At 67.5% G+C, this 21,216-nt stretch carries 12 protein-coding genes; 5 read left to right on the top strand and 7 right to left on the bottom strand.

The features are described 5' to 3' along the window. Positions 1-103 precede the first annotated feature (103 nt). A complete protein-coding gene (locus tag EMA17_RS36270; protein ID WP_218043183.1) occupies positions 104-1,273 on the bottom strand; it encodes an IS30 family transposase in 1,170 nt (389 codons plus the stop codon). A 699-nt stretch (positions 1,274-1,972) separates the two neighbouring features. Between EMA17_RS36270 and EMA17_RS54625 the strand changes: the two genes are divergently transcribed. The 4 genes from EMA17_RS54625 (at position 1,973) to EMA17_RS36250 (ending at position 7,743) form a co-directional block, all read left to right on the top strand. Next, positions 1,973-2,953: a restriction endonuclease gene (locus EMA17_RS54625; protein WP_246127131.1), complete on the top strand. Its 981-nt coding sequence runs from the start codon at positions 1,973-1,975 to the stop codon at positions 2,951-2,953. A 1,843-nt stretch (positions 2,954-4,796) separates the two neighbouring features. Beyond that, positions 4,797-5,837 (top strand): bifunctional DNA primase/polymerase, encoded by a 1,041-nt coding sequence (locus EMA17_RS36260; protein ID WP_126641554.1) that lies wholly within the window; start codon positions 4,797-4,799, stop codon positions 5,835-5,837. Continuing rightward, on the top strand, positions 5,834-7,342 hold the full coding sequence (locus tag EMA17_RS36255) for a DNA primase family protein (RefSeq protein WP_126641440.1): 1,509 nt from the start codon (positions 5,834-5,836) through the stop codon (positions 7,340-7,342). The genes EMA17_RS36260 and EMA17_RS36255 overlap by 4 nt, the downstream gene beginning before the upstream one ends. Continuing rightward, a complete protein-coding gene (locus EMA17_RS36250) occupies positions 7,339-7,743 on the top strand; it encodes a DUF6009 family protein (RefSeq protein ID WP_126641439.1) in 405 nt (134 codons plus the stop codon). Before EMA17_RS36255 ends, EMA17_RS36250 begins: the two co-directional genes overlap by 4 nt. Positions 7,744-8,598: 855 nt before the next feature. Here the strand turns inward: EMA17_RS36250 and EMA17_RS36245 are convergent. From EMA17_RS36245 to EMA17_RS36220, 6 genes are all read right to left on the bottom strand, one after another. Next, entirely contained in the window at positions 8,599-10,695 is a 2,097-nt protein-coding gene (locus EMA17_RS36245) for a serine/threonine-protein kinase (protein ID WP_126641438.1), read from the bottom strand. A 502-nt stretch (positions 10,696-11,197) separates the two neighbouring features. Further along, positions 11,198-11,878 (bottom strand): hypothetical protein, encoded by a 681-nt coding sequence (locus tag EMA17_RS56405; RefSeq protein ID WP_126641437.1) that lies wholly within the window; start codon positions 11,876-11,878, stop codon positions 11,198-11,200. A 357-nt stretch (positions 11,879-12,235) separates the two neighbouring features. Next, positions 12,236-13,417, bottom strand: coding sequence for a Wadjet anti-phage system protein JetD domain-containing protein (locus EMA17_RS36235; RefSeq protein WP_126641436.1), 1,182 nt, complete (start codon positions 13,415-13,417; stop codon positions 12,236-12,238). Between the two features lie 4 nt (positions 13,418-13,421). Next, on the bottom strand, positions 13,422-16,823 hold the full coding sequence (locus EMA17_RS36230) for an ATP-binding protein (protein ID WP_126641435.1): 3,402 nt from the start codon (positions 16,821-16,823) through the stop codon (positions 13,422-13,424). After that, complete coding sequence (locus tag EMA17_RS36225; protein ID WP_218043182.1) at positions 16,823-17,410, bottom strand: DUF4194 domain-containing protein; 588 nt, start codon at positions 17,408-17,410, stop codon at positions 16,823-16,825. The genes EMA17_RS36230 and EMA17_RS36225 overlap by 1 nt, the downstream gene beginning before the upstream one ends. Continuing rightward, the gene (locus EMA17_RS36220) at positions 17,407-18,861 is read right to left on the bottom strand and encodes a DUF3375 domain-containing protein (protein WP_126641434.1); all 1,455 of its coding nucleotides are present in this window, start codon (positions 18,859-18,861) and stop codon (positions 17,407-17,409) included. The genes EMA17_RS36225 and EMA17_RS36220 overlap by 4 nt, the downstream gene beginning before the upstream one ends. A 1,223-nt stretch (positions 18,862-20,084) precedes the next feature. Here EMA17_RS36220 and EMA17_RS36210 point away from each other — a divergent pair. Next, complete coding sequence (locus EMA17_RS36210; RefSeq protein WP_126641432.1) at positions 20,085-21,077, top strand: replication-relaxation family protein; 993 nt, start codon at positions 20,085-20,087, stop codon at positions 21,075-21,077. Positions 21,078-21,216: the final 139 nt, after the last annotated feature.

Here is a 21,216-nt window from a genome sequence, read left to right as displayed (position 1 = left end):
TGGGCTTGATCCGGTTTGACGGACACCCTGACTAAGGGGTTTTGGCCCCTCGGGAGAATGTCCAGCTGTGGCGGATTCGCGTGAGCGTCGCAACGTTGCAGCGTCATGGTGCCAGGGCTGCGGCGAACGCGAGGGCGGGGGTCTGCCAACCGAGGGTCTTGCGGGGTCGGTTGTTGAGTCTGTCCTCGATCACGCGGAGATCGTCCGGAGTGTGGAGCGACAGGTTCGTGCGCTTGGGCAGGTACTGGCGGATCAGCCCGTTCGTGTTCTCGTTGGTGCCGCGTTGCCAGGGGCTGCCGGGGTGGGCGAGGAAGACACCATCGGTGAAGTAGGGCGCGAGTTCGTGGTGGCGGGCCATTTCCGAGCCCTGGTCCCAGGTGAGGGTCCGGCGAGCGTGATCCGGGAGTGCATCGAGTGCGGCGACGAGGGCGTCGCGGAGATGACCCGCGGAGTGTCCGTCGGGCAGCGCCACCAGAAGGAGGTAGCGGGTGCGGCGGTCGACGAGGGTGGCCACCGCTGATTGGCTGCGGGGACCGACGATCAGGTCGCCCTCCCAATCGCCCAGACGTGACCGCAGCTCGACGACTTGTGGTCGGCGGTCGATGAGGACGGCCGGCGCCGCGAACCTGGCGGCCCGTTGGTCGGAGCGGCGGCGCTTCTTGCGAAGGGGCCGTCCGGTTCGGAGTTTTCTGGTGAGTGTCCTGCTCAGGCCGCCTCGGGCGCCCTGGTAGAGGGCCCGGTAGATGCTCTCGTGGCACAGATGTCGTTCGGGATGGTCGGGCCAGAGAGCGCGGAGATGGGCGGCGATCTGTTCGGGGCTCCACTCCAGGTTGAGCCTCTGGACCTCGGCCTTCAGCTCGGGGTCCGCGGCGAGCTTGACGCGGCGCGGTCGCCCGCCGCGTTCGAGACTGCGGTGATGGGCGAGGTCGGCGTCGTAGACGCCGCGGTCGTGCGGGAGGCTGTTACGGCGCGGCTCACGGCTGATCGTCGACGGTGCCCGACCGAGTCGCTCGGCTATGTCCCGGACGCCCAGGCCACGTTCGCGCAGAGTGGCGATCCTCTTGCGTTCCAGCAGTGACAGATAGCGGCGCGAACGGGAAGCCTCCGGAAGGACGACCGGTGGCAGGCCGCCGCTCTCCGCCCTCCATCGATAGCCCGTCTTCCGCCCGATCCCCAGCCGCTTGCACGCCTCGACCGTGCCCACCCCGGCCGCCAACAGGCGCCAGTATTCGGCCTCGATCTCCAGCCTGCGCTTACGCCCCCGCCTCGCCATCGACACACCCCCAATGATCAAGGAATGTTGCGACGAGTGTTAGAACCCAACCGCCGAAAGTGGAGCACGATTCACGCGACGCCGACACGGATAACCGAGGTTCGGGGAGTCGTCTCGTCGAACCCGGCCTCGCGGCACCGGGCCGCCGTTCGTGACGATCTCCCGCACCCGTGTCGAGACTCCACTACGTCCAGGTGTGACACCAGTCGCTGTGCCATGCCTCTCACCCGGGTCCGGAATGCGCCGGGGGCGTGATTGACACCCGCGACGAGTACACGCGGTCCTCTCCCGTGACCCATGCTCGTCTCCGGCAACTTTCCTGCCGGATGCTTGCGTTGGGAGGATTGGCAAGCGCTCCGCGCAGTCCGCTCCCCAAGAAGCGCCCAAGGCGATGAGCCGAACGACGGGGGAGAAGGCCCGATCCACCATCGCGTATGGATGGTTTCGGAGGATCCCGGTTCGGGTTTCAATGCGGCGGCATACGGACACTGCGCTGCGGAGCGCCCCTTCGTGGGTACACCGGAGTGCCATGTCGGTTCGACAGCAGCCGGGCGTTCCAACTCGACGACGGTGAAGTCCTTCGCGTAGTTGTCGTCTACGTAGATGGCAACTACGTAGACGGCAACTACGTAGTCGCAAGCCGGCAACCGGGTCGAAGGGGTTGTCGGCTGAAAACCGACATACCGCTAACCTGCCGAAATGATCATCGATTCGAAGGCCGCTGTCGTTCCGCCCCGATACGAGAACCGGGACCTGCGAACCTGGATGGGCGACAGGATAGGCAAGGCCGCACCCGACGATCTCATCGCCGCCTGGCTTCTCGTCTCCGAGAGCGCCTTCGTACGAGCGATCCACGGCCACCTCGACCAACACGTCGCACGCCTGCGCCACGAGCACTCCGAAATCCTGCGCCGACTCGAACACGATGGCACGGACGGGGACGGTACGTCCTTCACGCAGCAGTGGCGTGCGACGTCCCGAGCATGGGCACGTCTCCTGGAGACCGAACTCCGGGCGGCCCGTACCAGAACCGACGAGGCCAGGCACGTCTGGAGTCGACTCACCGAGGACTTCGGTGTCGACCCGGTCTCCCTTTTCGACGGGGCAACACCTCGATCGGGAGCCACCGCCGTGGTCGAAGAGGGTCCCGCCCTGTACCAGGCATACGAACGAGCGGAGCGTCGACTCGCACGCCGTCGGACGGAGTATCACGACGCGATGCACGAGCTGGCCCTAGCCGAGGACCTGCGGATGACCCGTGTCCACAAGGGCGAGGTCGTGGCCCTCGCCGACATCGACCGCATGTCACACCACGAGTTCGAACACCTTGCGGCGGTCCTCATGCGACGAGACGGCTACCGCGTGGAGCGTGCCGGGGGAGGACCGGGCGACCTCGGAGCCGACATCGTGGCAACGGACCCCGACGGGAGGATCGTTGTGATCCAGTGCAAACACACACGCCGTCAAGCGTCCGTCGGATCACCCGAGTTGCAGCGTCTCAACGGCACGGCACGGCCTGTGCACGGGGCGGAGACGGTGATCGCCCTCACGAACGGTTCCTTTTCCCGGCCTGCGGTCGCCTTCGCCCGAAACCAACACATACACCTCATGCCCCGCGACGAACTACGGCGCTGGGCGAGTCACGGGGAGCCCCTCGACACCATCCTGGGGAGGAAGTGACCACCCACGAAGGCCATTCGACCGGCTCCTGAGAGCCGCACGAGCGTCCGGTGGATCAATGATGAACGTACCTATTATAGGTACGTTCATCATTGATCCACCGGACCGGGGCTCCGGTTCACTGCAGGATGTCGGAAGGATCCGGGGCTGCCGAAGGTCGTGGACGTGGTCGCCGACGGCGTTCCCGGTCGATCGAGTCCCCGGTAATGACGACGCCACCTCCGGCGAAGTCGAGTCGCCGTGACGTCCCTTCGCGACCGACCGGCAACGGCTCGTTGGGTACTCGCCACGGGGAACCAGGATGGGCACGACATGATCCGGTGACGAGCCCGACTCGGCGAAAACTGCAGACCCGGACAGGCGGCGGAACGCCCGCTCAAGCTCACCCACGCCGAGTTGTCGACCTATACGGACCCGATGGTCGTGTCCGCACTGAGCATGGCCTACTACGCCGACCCTTTTTCACCGACCCGGTCACAAGGGAGCATCCGACGACCTCGATCGCCTCGATCCCTGTGAGACGATCGAGGTCGTTCACGCAGCTCTGACCGAACTCGGCTTGCCTGCAGCGGTGTCGACACGGCACTTCACCGCGTTCGTTCGCCAAGCCGCCGGCCGGCCACCAGACGGCACCTGGACCTAGCCGAGTTGCAGTGGTTGACGAATCACTCGGCACGCGAGGTCGGCGCTTACATGCGGGATCCCGACGGCGTCGTGCGGAAGGCCATCCGGACCCGCGTCGCCGAGCGTCGTGGCCTCGGACGCGCGGGGTGGTGATCGCGACACTCCCTGGGGTCCGTCGTAGCTTACGAAGCCCTGTGGGAACAGCCCGACCTGGCCATCGACTTGCCGATCGCCCTCGGTTCGCCTCTGGCTCTGGCCCACGTCGTATTACCCAGGCTGGTACCCGAACCCGTGAACGGCAGAGGGGCCCGACCACCCGGTATCGCAAGATGGGTGAATCTCGCGAACCCTGGCAACGTCGTGCCGTCCCACCGGACGGGGCCCGCAAAGCGTTCGCCTACGTGGACGAATCCGAGACGCGTGGTGACGGTTGCACGGCACACGGCCTCCCACTGTGAGGCGAGGGGCGTGACGCCATGCCCTGAGCGACCGAAGCGACCGAAGCGACCGAGATCCTCAATAGGAATCAGGTTTTCCGCATGTGAGAAACACGTGCACGTATCCCGCAGAGCGACCGAAGACGTTCGGTCGCTGGCCCGGTCGCTCGATAAATACGCAGGTCAGAGCGCTGTTCGTGGTCAAACAGCGACCGAAGCGACCGAACTTCCCAATTATGAGGACATTCGCGTGCGCGCGTGTGCGTCATAGAGTCCGACCTTCAGTCGCTTCGGTCGCTGTTGTGTCGCCGGCAGAACTCTGACCTGGTCTTTCGTGAATCGGGGACGGCAGCGACCGAACATCTTCGGTCGCTGGACCGGCAATCCTTCGGTCGCTGACACGCGGAACGTCGGTTCGAGACGCCTCCTGGAGGTGGTCTCCGCTACCCTGGCGTGCCTGAACCAATTGGAACCTTCAGTCGCTTCGGTCGCTATCGAGGCCGTACATACACTCTGACCTGGCCTTTCGGTCAGCGACCGAAAGGACGACGCCCGATCGACAGGTTCAGTCGGCGACCGTGTGCAAGCGGCCGAGGCCGGACCGAGCGCCGTCGGTGTACACATACTCGGCCGTTTAGGCGGCTCGGCGAGATCCTTCGGACCAGGGGGCCTCGCCCCGACACGGGGTCCATCGTCGGACTTCGGTCGTCGGACGCGGCGAAGGAGCGGTTATCGGGGAGGCCGGTGTGGTGCGGCAGGAACGGGACGCGGTTCCCGGGGCGTTGGCCGTAGCACGGTGGTGCGCGCGGTCCGGCTGGCCCGTGCACCCCTTGACCCCGCAACGCAAGACCCCACCCGCCAACTGCGACGCCTGCCACGAGCCCGGCCACACCCATCTCGACTGCCCCTGCCTGGCGGCCGGTCGCTGGTGTCACGGCTTCCACGCCGCAACGCTCGACCCCGAACGGATCCGCGCCTGGTGGGGACGCGGATCACGCTTCGGCGTGGGCGTGGCGTGCGGACCGGCAGATCTGGTCGTCATCGACGTCGACGCCCACGACGCGGCCCCGCCCGCTCGGGCCCGGCTGTTGCCGGGCATCGCGATCGGCGACCACGTGGACCTGACGGGCCTCGCGAGCGGCTTCGACAGCCTGGCCCTCCTGGCCGCGCTCCGCAGTGCCCCGGACCCCACCGAGGACGAGGACACCCTCCGCGTACGCACCCCCTCCGGCGGCATGCACATCTGGTACCGCACCACCCCGAACCGCAGGTGGCTGTGCTCCACCGGATCGAGCACCGGCCGCGCACTGGCCTGGCAGGTGGACGTACGCGGTGTCGGCGGCTACATCGTCGCCCCCGGCACCCGCACCCCCACCGGCGCCTACACCCCCGAAGGGTCCTGCCGTGTCCCGGCACCGCTGCCCGCATGGCTGGCATCCGAGCTCGTCCGCACCGGTCACGCCGACCGACCCGACTCGGCGACCCGCCCCAATCCGGTGCCGCAACGTGCCCGACTCGCCGTGGCGGCCGCAGGAGGCAGCGCACACCTCGCCGCCAAGACGCTGGGGACCGTCCTCCGGGAAGTCGCCGACTGCGCACTCGTGTCCTCGGGCACCGGGTTCAACGACAAACTCAACCGGGCCGCCTACACCGCCGGTGGCCTGGTCGCCGCAGGGCACCTTGACCCGGCAGACGCCGAACGCCTGCTCTTGGAGGCGGCCGAACACGCCCGCCCCGGTCACGTCCAACGGTCCCTGTCCACCATTCGCGGCGGTATGACCGCCGGCCGCGTCAGGCCCCTGAACCTCGGAGGCCGCCCGTGAGCGGTATCCCGTCCTCCCGCTTCGACGCGGCCGCCGTCGCGGCGCAGATCCAGGCGACCCTGCCGCTCTTCCCCGCCCAGGACACCGGCCCCGCCCAGATCCCGGGCCCGGGCGGGGCGACCAGCCAGGGCCTGGTCCCCGATTCGCTCTCCGACCGCGGCAACGCCAAGGCCTTCGTCGCCCTCTACGGCGCGGACTTTCGGCACGTCCCCGGCCTGGGCTGGTACCGATGGGCCGGACACCGTTGGCAGCTCGACGAGGACGACACCGTGCTGTGGGCGGCCGGCGACATGGCGGAGACCCTCGCCACGTCCGATCCCAACCGTGTGCACTCCGACGGCGAACTGCGCAAGCACCGCCGCCGATCGCTGTCCACCTCGGGCCTGAAGTCCATGCTCATGCAGGCCCAGGCAGCCCCCGGCATGGTGCTTCGCGCCGAGCACCTGGACGCCGACCCCTACGCACTGTGCACCCCCGGCGGGGTCGTCGACCTGCACACCGGAGCGGTCGAAGCCCCCGACCCGGAGAAACACAACCACTCCCGCTCGTGCACCGTCGCCCCCGCCGCGATGCCCACCCCGCGGTGGAACCGGTTCCTCGCCGACACCTTCGGCGACGACGCCGAAGGCGCGGAGATGATCGACTTCCTGCACCTGCTCCTCGGCTACTCCGTCACCGGCGACGTGGGAGCGCAGATCATGCCGTTCCTATACGGCCTCGGAAAGAACGGCAAGAGCGTCCTCCTGGACGTCCTGGTGACACTCCTCGGCGACTACGCCGACGCCGCCCCACCCGGATTCCTCATGGCCAAACCCTTCGAGGGTCACCCCACCGACCTCGCCGAACTCCACGGCCGCCGCGTCATCGTCTGCTCCGAACTCAAACCCGGCGACCGCTTCGACGAGGCCCGCTTCAAACTCCTCACCGGCGGCGACCGCCTCAAGGCCCGCCGCATGCGGCAGGACTTCTTCAGCTTCGAACCCACCCACAAACTCTGGCTGCTCGGCAACCACCGCCCCGAAGTCACCTCCGGTGGCTTCGCGTTCTGGCGCCGCATGCGCCTGGTCCCGTTCGAGCGCGTCGTCGCCGACGAACACCGCGTCGACAACCTCGCCCAGGTCCTCGTCTCCGAGGAGGGTCCCGGCATCCTGGCACGGCTGGTCGAGGGCGCCCGCCGCTACCTCGCCGGCGACCGCGACCTCACCGGGCCGCCGCGAGTGCGCGTCGCCACCCACGCCTACGCGGAGACCGAGGACCACATCGGTCGCTTCGTCGACGAACGCTGCACCCTCGCCGCCGGGATGCGCGCGGAACAGACGGGCCTGTACGCCGCGTACCGCACCTGGTGCGGCTTCGAGGACGCCTCACCGGTTTCCGCCCGCGCGTTCGCGGCCAGGATCCGGGAGACGGTCGGACTCACCTCGCCCCGTCAGATGACCACGTCCAACCAACGCAAGTACTACCCGGGCATCGGCCTGCTCGACGACACCGAGGAGACGCCGTGAGCGCGCTGATCACGCCGGACCAGATCGCCCACGAGACCGGCATCGTCTGGCTCGAGGACCCCACCGACCTCGACTACGTACGGCAGGTTCTCGACCGCCTTCCGCGTCGCGCGGGTGTCCCCGCGTTCCACCGTGACGGCCGCATGGTCGGCTACGCCACTCTCGGTCGCCAGGCGAAGGCGTCCAGAGCCTCCGGCACCTACCGACGGCGCGTGTTCTGGCTCGCCCCACACGACCGCGACCAGGCTCCGGCGGGAGCCTATGTCTCCGGCGCCCCATCCGAAGCAGTCGACCCCCGCACGCTCAAACCCACAGTGCCCGGACACAAGACCGAGCGCTCCGAAGGCGGACCGCCATCCGAGGCGATGCGTGCGCTGGGGATAACCCTCCCGAAGGGATAGACCGCTCGGCGACCTCCGGCGACGCCCCGATGTTAACTGAGGACCATGCCCCACCCGGTGACCCGAACCGATGGCGTCGGCGGCGGTGAACGTTGGCTGCCGAAGGCAATTCGGTTGCCCTGCAGGCCGCCCATGCCGGCACGGTGCGTCGCCCCAGATCCGACGCGTGGGCACGCTCGTGACATTCCTGCGCGGAAAGGAGAAATCCATGTTCCGGGCGCAGCGGTACGAGTGTGTTTGGGCGATGGAGGGGGCAGGCGGGGGACTTGCCTTCGCGAGGTGGGGGAACTTGTCGAAGACTACCGGGACGGCGTGTTCGTGGCCCACGGCGAGGAGCGCGTCGATGACACTGTGCCAGGCGGTGGAGGTCAGAGGGGCGAGCGTCCCCGGATACTCGGTGAGGACTTCGCCGCTTTGGTGAAGCCGCTCGCCGCCCGGGCCCCGGTTCACGGCGAAGTGCAGTCTTCTCGTTGTCTGGCACAGCCCTCGCAACAGGTGAGTCTTGCCTTGTCGATGTCGACTTGAGACCTCCGGGCGTCGCGCCCGGCTGCTGGTGCGTTGCGAATCGGTCGAGGCCCGACTATTCGGACTCGTGATCGAACGTTTCGTCCGGCCTGGAGAGGTTCATAGAACTTTTCCGCCTGGTTGTGATAACTGCAGTTATGATAACTGGACTTATGACTCGTCGACGGCGTGCTTCCCGGGGCCGTGTTCGGAGTGGTGGAGCCTGGGGGTGTGTTCGAGGCAACCTCGTCCGGTATTCGCGGAGTGTAAGGGTCCCGACCTGGGGCTTTCGGGACTTCGGTCGGCAGCGCCCGGGGCCTGTGGCCGTCGAAGGTGCCACGTTTGGGTTCGTCACTGGTGCGCGATGGCGTACAGCCTCTTGTCGCGGCTCGTGACGTAGATGCCTTCGCGGGTGACCGCGGGCGCGGAGACGATGGAGCCCCGGGTCTTGAATGCCCACTCCTTGATGCCGGCCGTGATCTCGATGCCGTAGAGCCTGCCGTCCCGACTGCCGATGTAGACGAGGCCGTTGGCGAGCGTCGCAGGACCGACGAAGTCGGGGGCGGCCCACGTCCAACGCCTGGTCCCGGGGGCCCGGTTGACTGCGTGGACGTACTTCCCGCTGTCGACAACGAGGATGTCGCCTTCGACGGCAAGGGACCCCGCCGGGCCACCGGTTCCGTAAGCCCATCGCATGGTCCCCGAGGCGGCGTCGATCGCGTATACGTTGGCGTCGTAACTGGCCGCGTAGACGGCCCCGTCCACCGTCAGGGTGTTCTGGACGGCACTGCCGGTCCTGAACGCCCAACGCTGCCGGCCGGTGGCCGCGTCGAGCGCGTACACATTGCCGTCCAAGCACCCGAGATACACGACGCCGTTCACCACTGCGGGGCGGTCGTAGAACCCGCCGTCGGCTTCGAAGCGCCAACGCTCGGCGCCGGTGCGGGCGTCCAGGGCATGATATCGACCGGTGTACCCGGTGCGGCCGGCCCCGTTTTCCGTGACGGCGCCGCCGGTGTAGCAAACGTCGTCGACCACGGTGGGGGCGCCGCCATACGACATGAAGGGGACGGACCACACGGCGGTTCCGTTTCTTGTCTCCACGGCATGCAGAGTGCCCGCCTGGTTGCCGGCCTCGAGGGGATTGCTTTGAACGTAGACGATTCCGTCGGTCACGTCGACGTCGGTCAGTCGCTTGCCGCCGGTTCGGTACACCCAGCGCCTGGCCCCGGAGGCAGCGTCGACCGCGTAGAGGTTTCCGTCCTGGCCGGCGACGTAGACCGTGTTGTCGACCGCCACGGGTGCGGTTGTGATTTCACCGCCGGTGGTGAACTCCCACCGCTTGCGCGGTGAGGATTCGTCGTCGGCGTCCGAGCCCCGGAAGCGGACGGCGAGCGCGGTGCCTGCGGCTGTGGCCGTGCCGAGCGCCAGCAACACCGCGCCTCGGCGGGAGAGCCCGCGTGGCGGACGCGGTTCATGCAGGCGTGTGTCCCGCTCGTGTCCTGGACCGGTGTGGTGGATGAGCGTGTCGGCGGGAGCGGCCGCGTCGAGGTTCCAGGCAGCGAGCGCTTCATAGGGGCTGACTCCCGCGCCGGCTCCGTTGCCGGGCCCCGCGGTGGGATCGGGTACGACCGAGGACCTGTCCGGTCGTTCCGCCGGCCCGGTCAGGGCGTGCAGTCGCTGGTGGACCTCGCGGGCGGTGGCGGGGCGGTGCGTGGGGTCCTTGGCTAGCAGCTCCGCGACCAGCGGTTCCACGCCGGGCGGCAGATCCGCGCGGTGGGCGCCGAGCGGGGCCGGATCCTGGTGTAGATGCGCGTACATCAGCGCCATCGGGTCCGGCGCCGTGAACGGCGGTTGGCCGCTTATGAGTTCGTAGAGTATGCAGCCCAGCGCGTATAGGTCGACCCGCGCGTCCCCGGGTTGGCCGCCGAAGCGTTCGGGGGCGATGTACGCCGGGGTTCCGACGACCTGGCTCGACCGGGTCGTGGCCGCCGTGTATCGGGCGATCCCGAAGTCCAGGACCTTGATCGTGCCTGCGGGCGTCAGCAGGACGTTCGCAGGCTTCAGGTCACGGTGCACGATGCCCGCCTCATGCGCCGCGACCAGTGCGTGCGCGCACTGCCCGGACCAGTCGACCGCGTCGCGCACCGTGACCCGCCCGTCCTCCCGGAGGACGCGCGCCAAGTCCCTCCCGGCGACGAGTTCCATGACCACGAACACCGTGCCGTCGGGCTCGTGTCCGAGGTCGTGGACGGTGACAACGCCCGGATGATTGAGCGCGCCGGCGACGCGAGCCTCGCGTAAGAGCGCCTGCGGATTGCCTCCGCCGCCCGACGACAGGAGCTTCACCGCCACGCGTCGAGCCATGCGCGCATCGACCGCCGCCCACACCTCGCCCATCCCGCCTCGACCCAGCAGCCCCGTGAGCTCGTAACGCCCAGCCAGCACGCGCCCGATCGCCAAACCCGCCCCCGTGTCCGTTCCCGACGAGCCCGGTGCCTTGTCCACCTCTGTCGGAACGCACCGGCGCCCTCGACCCTAGCCGGGGCCGCAGCGCCTCGACCAGTGGACCGACATCGCGGCAACACGGAGACGGTTCTGTCGAACTCGCAGATCAAGTCGCCCACACACTTGGCTTGTCCCAGAACCACGAGACTGGTTCCCGCCAAGCCCCTGCCGATGTCCAAGCGGCCGACGAAGTCGGCGCCACCGTCGCCCGAACGGCGAGTCAACCAGCCCTGCCCATACGATCCGCCCGCTCCGAGGAGGCGTGCCGCGATGGTGGCGGCGACCGACTCGAAGTCGTGTTTGCGTCCGTCGAAGTGGCGATAGATGACGTCGAGATCTCTGGTTTCGGGAGTCGTCGGCGCGGGTTTTTGCTCCTTGATCTTGACGACGCGGTTGCGGGCGACACGGCGGCGGAGACGCGGGAGCGCCGAACGGCCGTCCTTCACCCAGTCGCGCCAGGCTCGGGGTGCCCACCGCAACGTTTCGGTCGCCGCGAGTCGAGGGCTCCGGCGATCGGCGATCCAGGACCAGTCGATCTTGTCGTCCTCGTCGCAGAGGTCGAGCATCGCGAGATCGTAGACGTAGTTGACGAACGTTTTGCGGTCCGCGCCCCCCACTGCACCAACCTTTCCGCGCGCTCGACCAATCCCACACCGCAGAACTGGACATGGCCCTTCGGGCTGGGCCCGCGTTTGACGGTTCGGAACAGCAGCAGTGGTTCCGCGTTTGTACGTTCGATCGCGGTCGGCGCCCGGTGCCGGATGAAGGGCTGGAGAAGGGCGGCGTTGCCGACCGTGCTGCCCGTCGGTTTCGTCTCGGTGTGTTTGTGGTCTCCGAAGTAGCCGACATGCCCGTCCTCAAGGTTGAAGACGTCGTGCCAGGGGGTCTGTTCGCGCCCTGCTTTCGGCGGGCTGGACCGGATCAATATCGCGGGACTTCGTGTGATTCCCTGGGCGTCGATCTCCTTGATCCTGTTGATCCCGAATTCCACCTGCGCGCGTACGGGGATACCCGGGGTGGCGGTGGCGTGCCAGAAGTTCCGGTACCCGTTTTCGACGGCGTGGGTGGGATCGGCCGCCTTCTTGTACCGGAAGATCTCGCCGACTCTCAGGAACTCGCTCACTCGACCCTGCCCAGGATGTCTCGGTGTTGCCCCCAGACTGTCATGGCCTCGCCTGCTCTCCTGCGAGAGGTTCGGCCCTCGAGGTGTGGGACGCGTGAAAGGTGTTTCCTCCGGGTTCGGAGACGTCGACGTACGTGTCGCCGACCGCGGTGTGGAGGCCGCCTTTCGAGTCGATTTCGTCGTCGACAGGGAGCGCGGGCCAGGTGTTGAGCCCCCCGGGCCGGGACCGGCCCGCTTTTCGGGGCGGTTCGGCGTCGACGACTACCGCTGTGGACGGCGCCCTGCGGTGAGGGTGTTGTGCCGCGTCGGGGGCGTTGACGCGGCGGCGGCCCTCTCGGACGGGCCCTGGGTAGGGATTCAGGACTGGGAGATGGCTTTCTCGACGGTCGAGAAGCGGATGCGTTCCTGCTCCAATCGCACGCCGGTACCGAGGCCGTCATCGGTCAGGGCTCGGTAGACGTCCGTCTCGGATTTCGTGAGGTGGGGGAGCTCCTCTTTGATGGGCCTGGTCTCGACGACCCATTGGGTGCGGTGCGCGAGGAGGGTCGCGTGGTCCATGAGCATCGATCGGGTGTGGGGAAAGGTGCGGCGGAGCCGGTCGAGGATCGCGAAACCGTGCGTGTCTATGTCGCCCCAGTAGAGCAGGCTCCGATCGTGAAGCCAGCCGAGTGGGGCGAGTCGGGTCACGGCATAGCCCGCGCCGAAGACGACGATCGCGTCGCGGACAGGTGGAAAAGCCAGGTAGGTGATCTCGTTCTCTACGACGTAGACCGTGTCGACTCGCAAGGCGGTGGTGGCGAGCTCGTCGACTCGGACGGCGGCTTCGCTGAAAGGACCGAAGAGGTTTTCCGGGCCGCCGAGCCGGCGGATTCGCACGTACTCGGGTTTGCGGGCGAAGCGGTAGCGGCCGATGAAGTCCGAGCGTGGTGCGCCCGGGTCGATCCTTTCGTCGGGGAGGTGTCGATCCAGGATGTCGGTGAGGACGCCTCGGTGGGTCTCGACGAACTTGGTGTCGACTCCGGGGATGTCGAGATGGCGCAGGTGGGTGCCCGGCCGTGCGTGTCGTTCGATCCAGATCACCGCCGTGATCAGTGTCGGCCAGATGTCGTGGTGCGCGAGGACGTGTCGCGGGTTCTCGATCATCCACGCCGCGACACGCGGAGCGAACTCCTCGGTGTGGCTGAGGAGATCGGTGTAGCGGCGTACGGTTCCGCGGACGCCGAGGAGGTCCCACAGGTGTGAGTAGTCGTCGATCACGACGCTGGCGGGGAGTCGGTTCGTGCCGAGGAGGCGGCCTCCGACATTGCGGTATTCGACGCGCATGGCTGGGGGAGCGGTGTCCTCCCAGAGGCGGACCCAGGTTTGGGCGGCGGCGAAGTTGTCGACGAGTTCGCGTGGGCCGGGGCCGCGGATCGGCAGCTCGAGTGGGTGCCAGGGTTGACCCGTGGCGAGCATGGTCAGGAACTCGCCGCGGTCGAATCGCGCGCGCAGTTTCGCCGCGAGGTCGCGGGGCGTCGTCCATGGCCGGGGTTGGGGCATGGTCTCAGGCCCGCCGGTCGGTGAGGCCGCCGTTGGTGGCGTGGGCACGCTGTCGATCGCGGTATTCGTCGATGGTCAGGGTCTGCAGCCTCGAGTTGCTTCCGGTGGGGTTGTCGACGAAGCCGACTGCGGCTACGTAGGGCTCGATCACGTGGATCTTCTGGAGTGGTGTGACGATGAGGAGTTGCAGGCCGAGGCGGCGGAAGAGGCCGAGGGCGAATCGGGTGGACTCGTCGGACCCGCGACCGAAGGCCTCGTCGATGACGACGAACCGGAACGTCTTGGACACAGCCGCGCCCCAGTCGAGTTTGAATTGGTAGGCCAGGGACGCGGCGAGGATGGTGTAGGCGAGTTTCTCCTTCTGGCCTCCGGATTTACCGCCCGACCCCGTGTAGTTCTCGTGTTCGGTGTCGTCCGTGCGCCACCGTTCGGACGCGGTGAAAACGAACCAGTTGCGAACATCGGTCACACGGGCTGTCCAGGCCCTGTCGGCGTCTGCGTGCCCCGGGCGGCCTTTGAAGCGTTCGATCAGGTTTTTGACCTGGAGGAATTTGTGTTCCGAATATTGGTCTTCCGTGTGCGTGGCGAGCGCGTTGTCGGTGCATGCTCGAAGGTCGGCGATGAAGTTGCGGATGTCGACGTTGGGAGTGCGGGCGGCTTCCAGACGGATGTAGCGGTCCTGGTTGTAGTCGATGCCCACGAGAGACTCGTTGATGGTGTCGATCCGCTCGCGGATCAGGGTCTCCTGTTTGCTCAGCAGCGAGTGGAACCCGGCGATGTCGCGGATGGTGTTGGTGTTGAGGTATGTCTTGAAGTCGCTCTCGAAGCGGGGAAGGTCGTCTTGGACCAGACGGTCGTGCAGGGTTCGGTATTCGCTGGCGGCGAGGACGGAGTTGTCGATCTCGGAGGTTTCCAGGGGGTATTTGTCCCGGAAGCGACTCATCTGCGCGACGATCCTGTTGCCGAGTGTGCCCTGGGTCCGCGCGCAGGATTCGCGCTCGGTGGTCAGCGTGCGGCTCGCGTCGGTCACGGCCCGGTCGTAGTCGTCGGGATCCCCCAAGGGACCGCCACCGAGTCGTCGCTCGATCTCCGGGAAATGAGGCAGTGCCGTTGCGTATCCCGGGGCGTCGAGCACCCTGCGGGTGCGCGCCGCAGCCTCTTCGGCCGCTGTGAGCCGGTTCTCGGTCGTGGTGACGGCGCGAACATGTGATTCCTGTTCGTCCTCGGTCCGCCGAATCGCCGACATGGTCGATTCGAGTTCCCGGGCTATGCCGGCGAGGACGCGTGAGGAGGAGAGCAGTTCCTGCTTCTCGGTTTCGAGCTTCGTGATCAGATGGGCCGACCGTTGCCAGTCGATGTCCGCGAAGGCCGCGAACTCGCCGATCATGGCGAGCAAGGAGACCCGTTCCCGGGCGGCCTCGTGGTCCGTGCGCGCGCGAGCCTGTGCGGCGAGGAGGCTTTGACGACGTACGTGTTGCGCCGTCTTGTCCGTGACAAGGGCGTCGATCTTGCGCTCGTTGCTCCAACCCAGGACGTAGGTGCCGCGATCGTCGATACGTGAGGAGTCGTTCTTCTCGTGGCGGCCTCGTGAGTCCTTGATCTGGCCGGCCCGGGTAAGGGCCCGGTCGCTCCGGCGGAACTCGACCATGTTCTCGACACACTCGTGACCGGCTCGGATACTCAGTTCGTTGCCCAGCCAGGCGGTGAACGGGCTCCGGTCTATCTCGAGCTTGGCGTACAACCGTCGGCCGTCGGCAGAGCCCACCTCGTGGCTGCGGGACACGGCGGCGGGGACGTGGAAGTAAACGACTCGGATGCCGAGATGGCGGGCGTCGATCCACTCGGAGACCGCAGGATAGTGTGCCTGCGCGACCAGGAGGGACAAGGCGAATCCACGCAGCACCCGCTCTGCGGCTCCCTCCCACTCGGACTCGTCGGCGCGAACCTGGACGAGCTCTCCCGCGTACGGCAGGTCCGATTCCGCGAGGCGCAAGTCCGCGCACATGAGCCGGCGCAGCTCCAGGTTGCGTCGTGGAATGTTGTTGCGGCGTTCGGCCAGGCTGCGCAGTTCGGCGTCCACTTCGGCGATCTCGTTGTCGAGCGTGTTGAGCAGGACCCCGACATCGGTAAGCCGGTTCTGTGCGTCGACGAGGGTCTTCTCGCTCGCGGCCCGGGCTTCTTCCAGGGTCTCGCGCATGGCCTCGAACCGTTCCGCGGTGTGCACCGGTTCCAGGTGAGCGTCGGCCACGAGTTCGTCGAATCGCTGCGCACGTCGACGTCTGGTGTCCCGCTCCACGGTCGCCTCCTGGATGCGTCGATCGAGGTCGGTGACGCGGTCGCCGCCGTGGCCGGCCTGCTGGAGTTCCAGACGACTGGCCGTGGCGCGCAGCCTCGCGAGGTGTTCCTTGCCGGTGTCCAGGTCGCCGCGATGTCTGGCGAGCGCGGTGCGCGCGGTGGCGATCCGCGCCTGGAGGAGGCCGACCTTCCGGCCGGCCGCGTAGAACGGCAGCGCGTCGCGTTGGGCGGACAGTATGGCCATGGTCCGTCCGAGCGCGTCGTGGCGGTCGCAGTCGGCGAGCAGCGGTTCCAGATCGGCCAGCTGGCTGCGGGCCTTCAGTACGGCCTCGTGTGCCCTGGTCAGATCGTCGAAGTGGGCGACCAAGCCCTCGATCCGGTGCTCGGCGTCGAAGGGCTCGAGCATATGGGTGCGGACGAAATCGTTGAGGTCCCCGACGGCCTTCATGGACACGGTCTGGTGGAAAAGGTCCATCGCCTGTTCGGAGTCGATTCCCAGGCGGCGGCGGTAGTCCTTGCCGTAGTCGGGGAAATGCTCGTACGTCTTCGCTCCGCGACCGCGCAGACGCTTGCGGAGAGCCGTCACCTCCGGACCGAACGCCGAGAAATCGTCGACGATCGACAATGTGTCGTCCATCGTGACGAAGAAGCGGTCGGGCTGCCCCTGTTGGCCCTCTCGGATCCAGAAGACCTGGGCCAGCGTGACGGACGTTCCGAGTGCGCGGTTCCCGAACACACCCAAGATCACCGAATACGAGCCGGGACCCCTCAACCCCACAGGGCGGGACGCCCCCGTTTCCTCGCTGCGCTCGGATTTGTGGTAGCCCGCGACATACGAGCGCAGCGAGCGCTCGCGCACCTCGGCGCCGGCGGCCTTGTTGTACGAGATCTTGGCCGCGGGCAGCAGCAGGGTCGTGATGGCGTCGACGATGGTGGATTTGCCCGACCCGATGTCACCGGTCAGCAGACCGTTGGCCCCGTCCACGGGGAACACCCAGACCCGCTTGTCGAATGTGCCCCAGTTGAACATCTCCAGCCGGACCAGACGATATCCCGGACGATCGTCGGCGTCCGGGTCCGCCAACTCCACCGCGCCGAACAGGCCTTCCATCACGCCTCCCCCGGCTTCGCGCGGCCGGCAAGGTCCTCCGTGTAGACGTCCAAGGCGTCGTTGAAGCCGGACAACCACTCGGCATCGACGAAAGCCTTCAGGATCCTGCGCACCTCGAACGACCCGTCGCCGATTCGTCGCAGGTATCCCAGGTCCACGATCTTGCCCAGATGGGAATCGATCTGGTCGACCAGGCGGGCCTCGTTGCTCGTGGACGCCATGAAGACACGCAGCGTCTCGACGATCTGCTCCCTGCTCAAGACCAGGCGTGCCTCTCCACCCGTCGCGTCGTGCTCGGCGAGCTTCTTCCGCAGCAACGCCAGCAGCAGGCTGACATGCAACGACAGCGACCGGCGAGGGATCAGCCTGGGCAGCGCCGGGGCGTCGTCATCATCGTCGGGGGACGAACGCAGGAACGCGTAGCCCTCCGCCTCGTCGACGATCACCGACAGGCCCACCAGCGTGAAGTAGTCGCGTACCTGCGTCTGCAGGGCGATTACGTGCCGCCACTGCGTTTCGTGAGTGTCGCGATACACGACGCCCTTCATCAACTGTGCCAAAGCCACCGACAGATCCGCGTTCGTCATCGTCTCGCCGCCTGCGGAGCGCGGCTCACGAACGTGACCTGGGGTACCGACGCGCACCGACCGCGTCCGTCGTCGCCGTCCCAGGCGATCTCTTCACGGGTGTTCTCATCGAAGACCACGTCGAACGCCGAGTCCGTCAAGGACAGGTACGTCACGAGTTCCGCCAATCCCTGCTCGAGGGGGAACTCGCCCAGCACCTTGACCAGACCCACCTGGGTGCGTCCGTGTAACGCGGAGCACACGGCGTGGACCAGGCGCGAGGGATCGACGTGGACCTGCTCGAACAACAACGAGACGTCATTGCCGTCGGCATCGGCCAGCACGACGGTGTCATCCACCGGGACTTTCCTCTTGGGCCGATACATCGGTCTCTCCATCGGCAAGGTGACCGCGGGGGACATCGCGTCGATGCGCATGGTGAGCGCCGAGTCGGGGCGCTCACGCAGTCGCAGGGCCTTCACCTCGATGGACCTGAGGATCTCGACCACCCTCCGGTTCTCCAACCACACCTGGTCATCGAGGAATCGACGCAGTTGTTCCGATAGCAGGCGGACGGTCGCCTGGGTGCGTTCACCAGCGTCCAGCCAGTCGTGATGAATGCGGCGCATCCGATGGTCCGTCTCACCGATGGACTCCAGCCGGTGGACCTTGGCGAGGAGGTCGCTGAACTCGGATTGGCGCCGGTGGGAGAGCAGAAAGTCGTAAAACGCGTGAAAACTGCGGCCCTGATCGGAGTCGGCGATGTTGCTGCGGTCGCCGAGTACGCGATCGAGGAGTTTGCCTTTCGGGCCGTCCCACGAGGCGACCCGCTCACGCAGTTCCCGGTCGAGACGTCGGAAGTTCTCCTCGACTTCGCGGAAATCCGCGAGCAGGCCCCGTGCGGTCGCGGCGAATTGCTGATAGCGATCACGCAGCGCGGTGTCGTTCATCACGTCCAAGTCACCGTCGCTCACCCGGGCGATCTCGGCGTCGATCTCCGCTCTGCGGCGGCGCAGTTCCGTAAGTCGCGTCCCACGATCCGGCTCGGTGCCGAACGCCATCTGGCGAAGCAGCTCGAATGCCGTGTTCAAGCGCGACTCGGTTCCCACGAAGGAACGAGCCTGCAAAGATGCGATCCACGCCAGAGCCTTCTCCACGGCCGGAGTCGCGTCGAAGTGCGCCTCGTCGGAACCTGGAGGGTAGTACTTGCGCAGCCAGCCATTCTCCGGCGCGGACCAGTCGTCCAGGTACGCCTTGGCGGTCCTGGGGAACGCGTGACCGCCCGAGCGGGCGTTGAGCGCGTACAAGACGTCGTCCAGGCGTGAGGCCAGGTCGGCGGCGGATAGCGACCGTACGTTCTCCTCGACGAACACCCGCCCCAAGAACGACAGCACCAGCGGCGCATGCTCGGCCCTGAGGAGCTTCCACGCCGGACTGCCCCGACGCAGTGCGTCCACCTCTTCGAACTCCACGTTCATCATCGTATGGAGCCGCGCACCACGCACACCGGCGTATCGCGTTTTCACACCGCTGCGGAATCTCGAAGGCGGAACCCGCGGTCGACCCGTGACCACCGAGAGTATCCACACGGTGTCGGCGTGCCTTAGGCGAGGGAGGGTCTTCGACGACGCCGACCGGGTACCACGGGAGCACCGGCGTCACGCGAGCCCAGTTCACGATGCCCTGGGCCCAGGTCGCGGTGTCCAGGGACGCCAGTGGGGTTCTTCCCGTAGGGAACCCACGGGCGTGCCTCGTGAAGGGGCATAAGCGGGTGGGCCCGGCGACCGGTCGGTGGCGATGAGTTCACCGCCGCGGCGGCGGGGACGGCCGTTCCGATCTGTTGCGCGACACGGCCGGTTCCGAGTCGCGGACCGGGCGGGACGGCAGTGCGCCGGGGCGGAATCCGGCTGCGGCACTCGCGTGCCCTATCACTCGCCCATGCGACCTTCGCGCACCTTCCGTGCACTTTCGACACACCTTCGGTGCACCCGCCCCCGAGTGCTGCAGTGTGCCGTGGTCACACGGGATGCGCCTCGTCCGAGGGATCCGACAGTCGTGGGCCGAGGAGGTGTCCGGGCGTGGCCCGGGTCTGGCATCGTCGATCGCGTCGGCCAGGACGTACCGTTTCGTTCACCCTGGTTGGTGTGGCGCGTCGCCCCCACGACCGGTCGCGGTGACCTCGGCGACGGTCTCGGCGGCCGTGACCGGAGACCTAGTCGGGATTCGTGTGCGTGGTGTGTACTCGGATACCGGACTCCTCCGAACCAGCCGGGCGGATACCGGTCTCCCCTGCCACAGTCCCCGACGCATGGGCCGAATCGGCCTCGGACGCACCCCCGGCCATCCGGTCGGACATTCGGGCGGCAACTCGGGTGGACGCTCTCATCGTCCGGGATGCTCTCTCCGTCGCCGCAGGTCATGGTGCCCGTATGCAGGCCGATGGTGTCCCGGACTGTTTGTAGGAAGTTCATCCCTCGCTCCAGATCCCTGCGGCGGCCTGCGGATCGATCTCCATGTCCCCCTCGCCACGCCCGGTCGGCCCTGCCGAACGGGCTTTCCCGGTCCGCTCCTTGCGGCCATCCCCACCACCTCGGGCCGGCCCAGCCTCGCCACCGTGTCGGTGCCCGGCCCACCCTCGGTGCCCGCCCGACCGGCGGTCCTGCCTCGTCCCACGATCGAGAAGGAGAAGTCCGCGATGTCCGCCGACGAAGTCTCGTTGCCCCGCATCCGAAGGCTCGCTGCCTGCCTGACCGACCGGGATCGTCTGATCCTGCGCACCCTCGCGACGCACCGTCTGTTGACCACCCACCAGATCACGGAGCTGGCGTTCACCAGCGCAGTCACAGGCCGCCACCGCATGCAGCAGCTCGAGGAGATGCAGGTCGTTGACCGCTTCCGCCCGAGAGCGGAACGCGGCTCGAACCCCTCACAGTTCGTCCTGGCCCCGGCCAGCGCCGCAGTGGTGGCCGCCGACGCCGGCGAGGACACGAGGCCGGCGATCCGCCGGGCCCGTCGCGACCGCGAACTCGGCCTCAAATCCCCCCACCGGCTCCGCCACCTGCTCGGCGTCAACGGCGTCCACACGGCCCTCGAAGCCCACGCGCGTACCCACCCCGACACAGCTGTCGAACGCTGGCTCAGCGAACGCGAGATGCCCGAACAAGGTCCCTATTCACACCGCGCACGTCCCGACGCCGTCCTGACCTGGCGTAAAAACGACATGCAAGCGACCCTCGCCGTGGAATACGACACCGGCACCGAACGACTGACCCGCCTCGTCGAAAAGACCCACGGGTACGCCGCCCTGCTGTACCTCGACCCCCACGCCGCGGACGGATGGGAAGCCGACGAACTGTTCGGCCACGAACGGCCCGTCGTGCTGTTCGTCTTCGCCTCCACCCGCCGTGAGACCGAGGCCCGCGCCGCGCTGCGCCGTTCCCCGACCACCGTCCCGATCGCCACCGGCGTGTGGACACCCGGCACTTCCCCGGCCGAGCCTCTGTGGATACCACTGAACGCACGACCGCCCCGAGTGCGCTTGGCACACCTGGACGCGGTCGTGCCCACGTCGGCCGCACCCAGGCCGATCGAGACCGGGACGACCCACACATCCGGACGAACCCGGTCCGCCGCACCACCGGCGGTGGACAACTGGTTCGAGGACGACGACGAAGCCGAACCCTGGTAGATCCACCTGCACCCATTTTCTCCCGAACGCACACCACACCGAGTTGTTCGGTGATGCGTCGAAGGCGCACATGACCCTGGTCGTCGACACGCCGCAGGGCACGTTTGCTGCGGCAGGTGGACCCGGCCCCACGCCGCCG

Origin of the sequence: Embleya hyalina, assembly GCF_003967355.1 — a bacterium.
Classification (GTDB): Bacteria; Actinomycetota; Actinomycetes; order Streptomycetales; family Streptomycetaceae; genus Embleya; species Embleya hyalina.
The sequence above is the reverse complement of the archived record's forward strand: the minus strand, read 5'-3'. Positions and strand labels throughout refer to the sequence as shown.

Excerpts from the sequence above, each read along its gene's own strand:
- EMA17_RS36270 (WP_218043183.1), bottom strand. The coding sequence starts at position 1,273 with ATGGCGAGGCGGGGGCGTAAGCGCAGGCTGGAGATCGAGGCCGAATAC.
- EMA17_RS54625 (WP_246127131.1), top strand. The coding sequence starts at position 1,973 with ATGATCATCGATTCGAAGGCCGCTGTCGTTCCGCCCCGATACGAGAAC.
- EMA17_RS36235 (WP_126641436.1), bottom strand. The coding sequence starts at position 13,417 with ATGCCCCAACCCCGGCCATGGACGACGCCCCGCGACCTCGCGGCGAAA.
- EMA17_RS36230 (WP_126641435.1), bottom strand. The coding sequence starts at position 16,823 with ATGGAAGGCCTGTTCGGCGCGGTGGAGTTGGCGGACCCGGACGCCGAC.
- EMA17_RS36225 (WP_218043182.1), bottom strand. The coding sequence starts at position 17,410 with ATGACGAACGCGGATCTGTCGGTGGCTTTGGCACAGTTGATGAAGGGC.
- EMA17_RS36210 (WP_126641432.1), top strand. The coding sequence starts at position 20,085 with ATGTCCGCCGACGAAGTCTCGTTGCCCCGCATCCGAAGGCTCGCTGCC.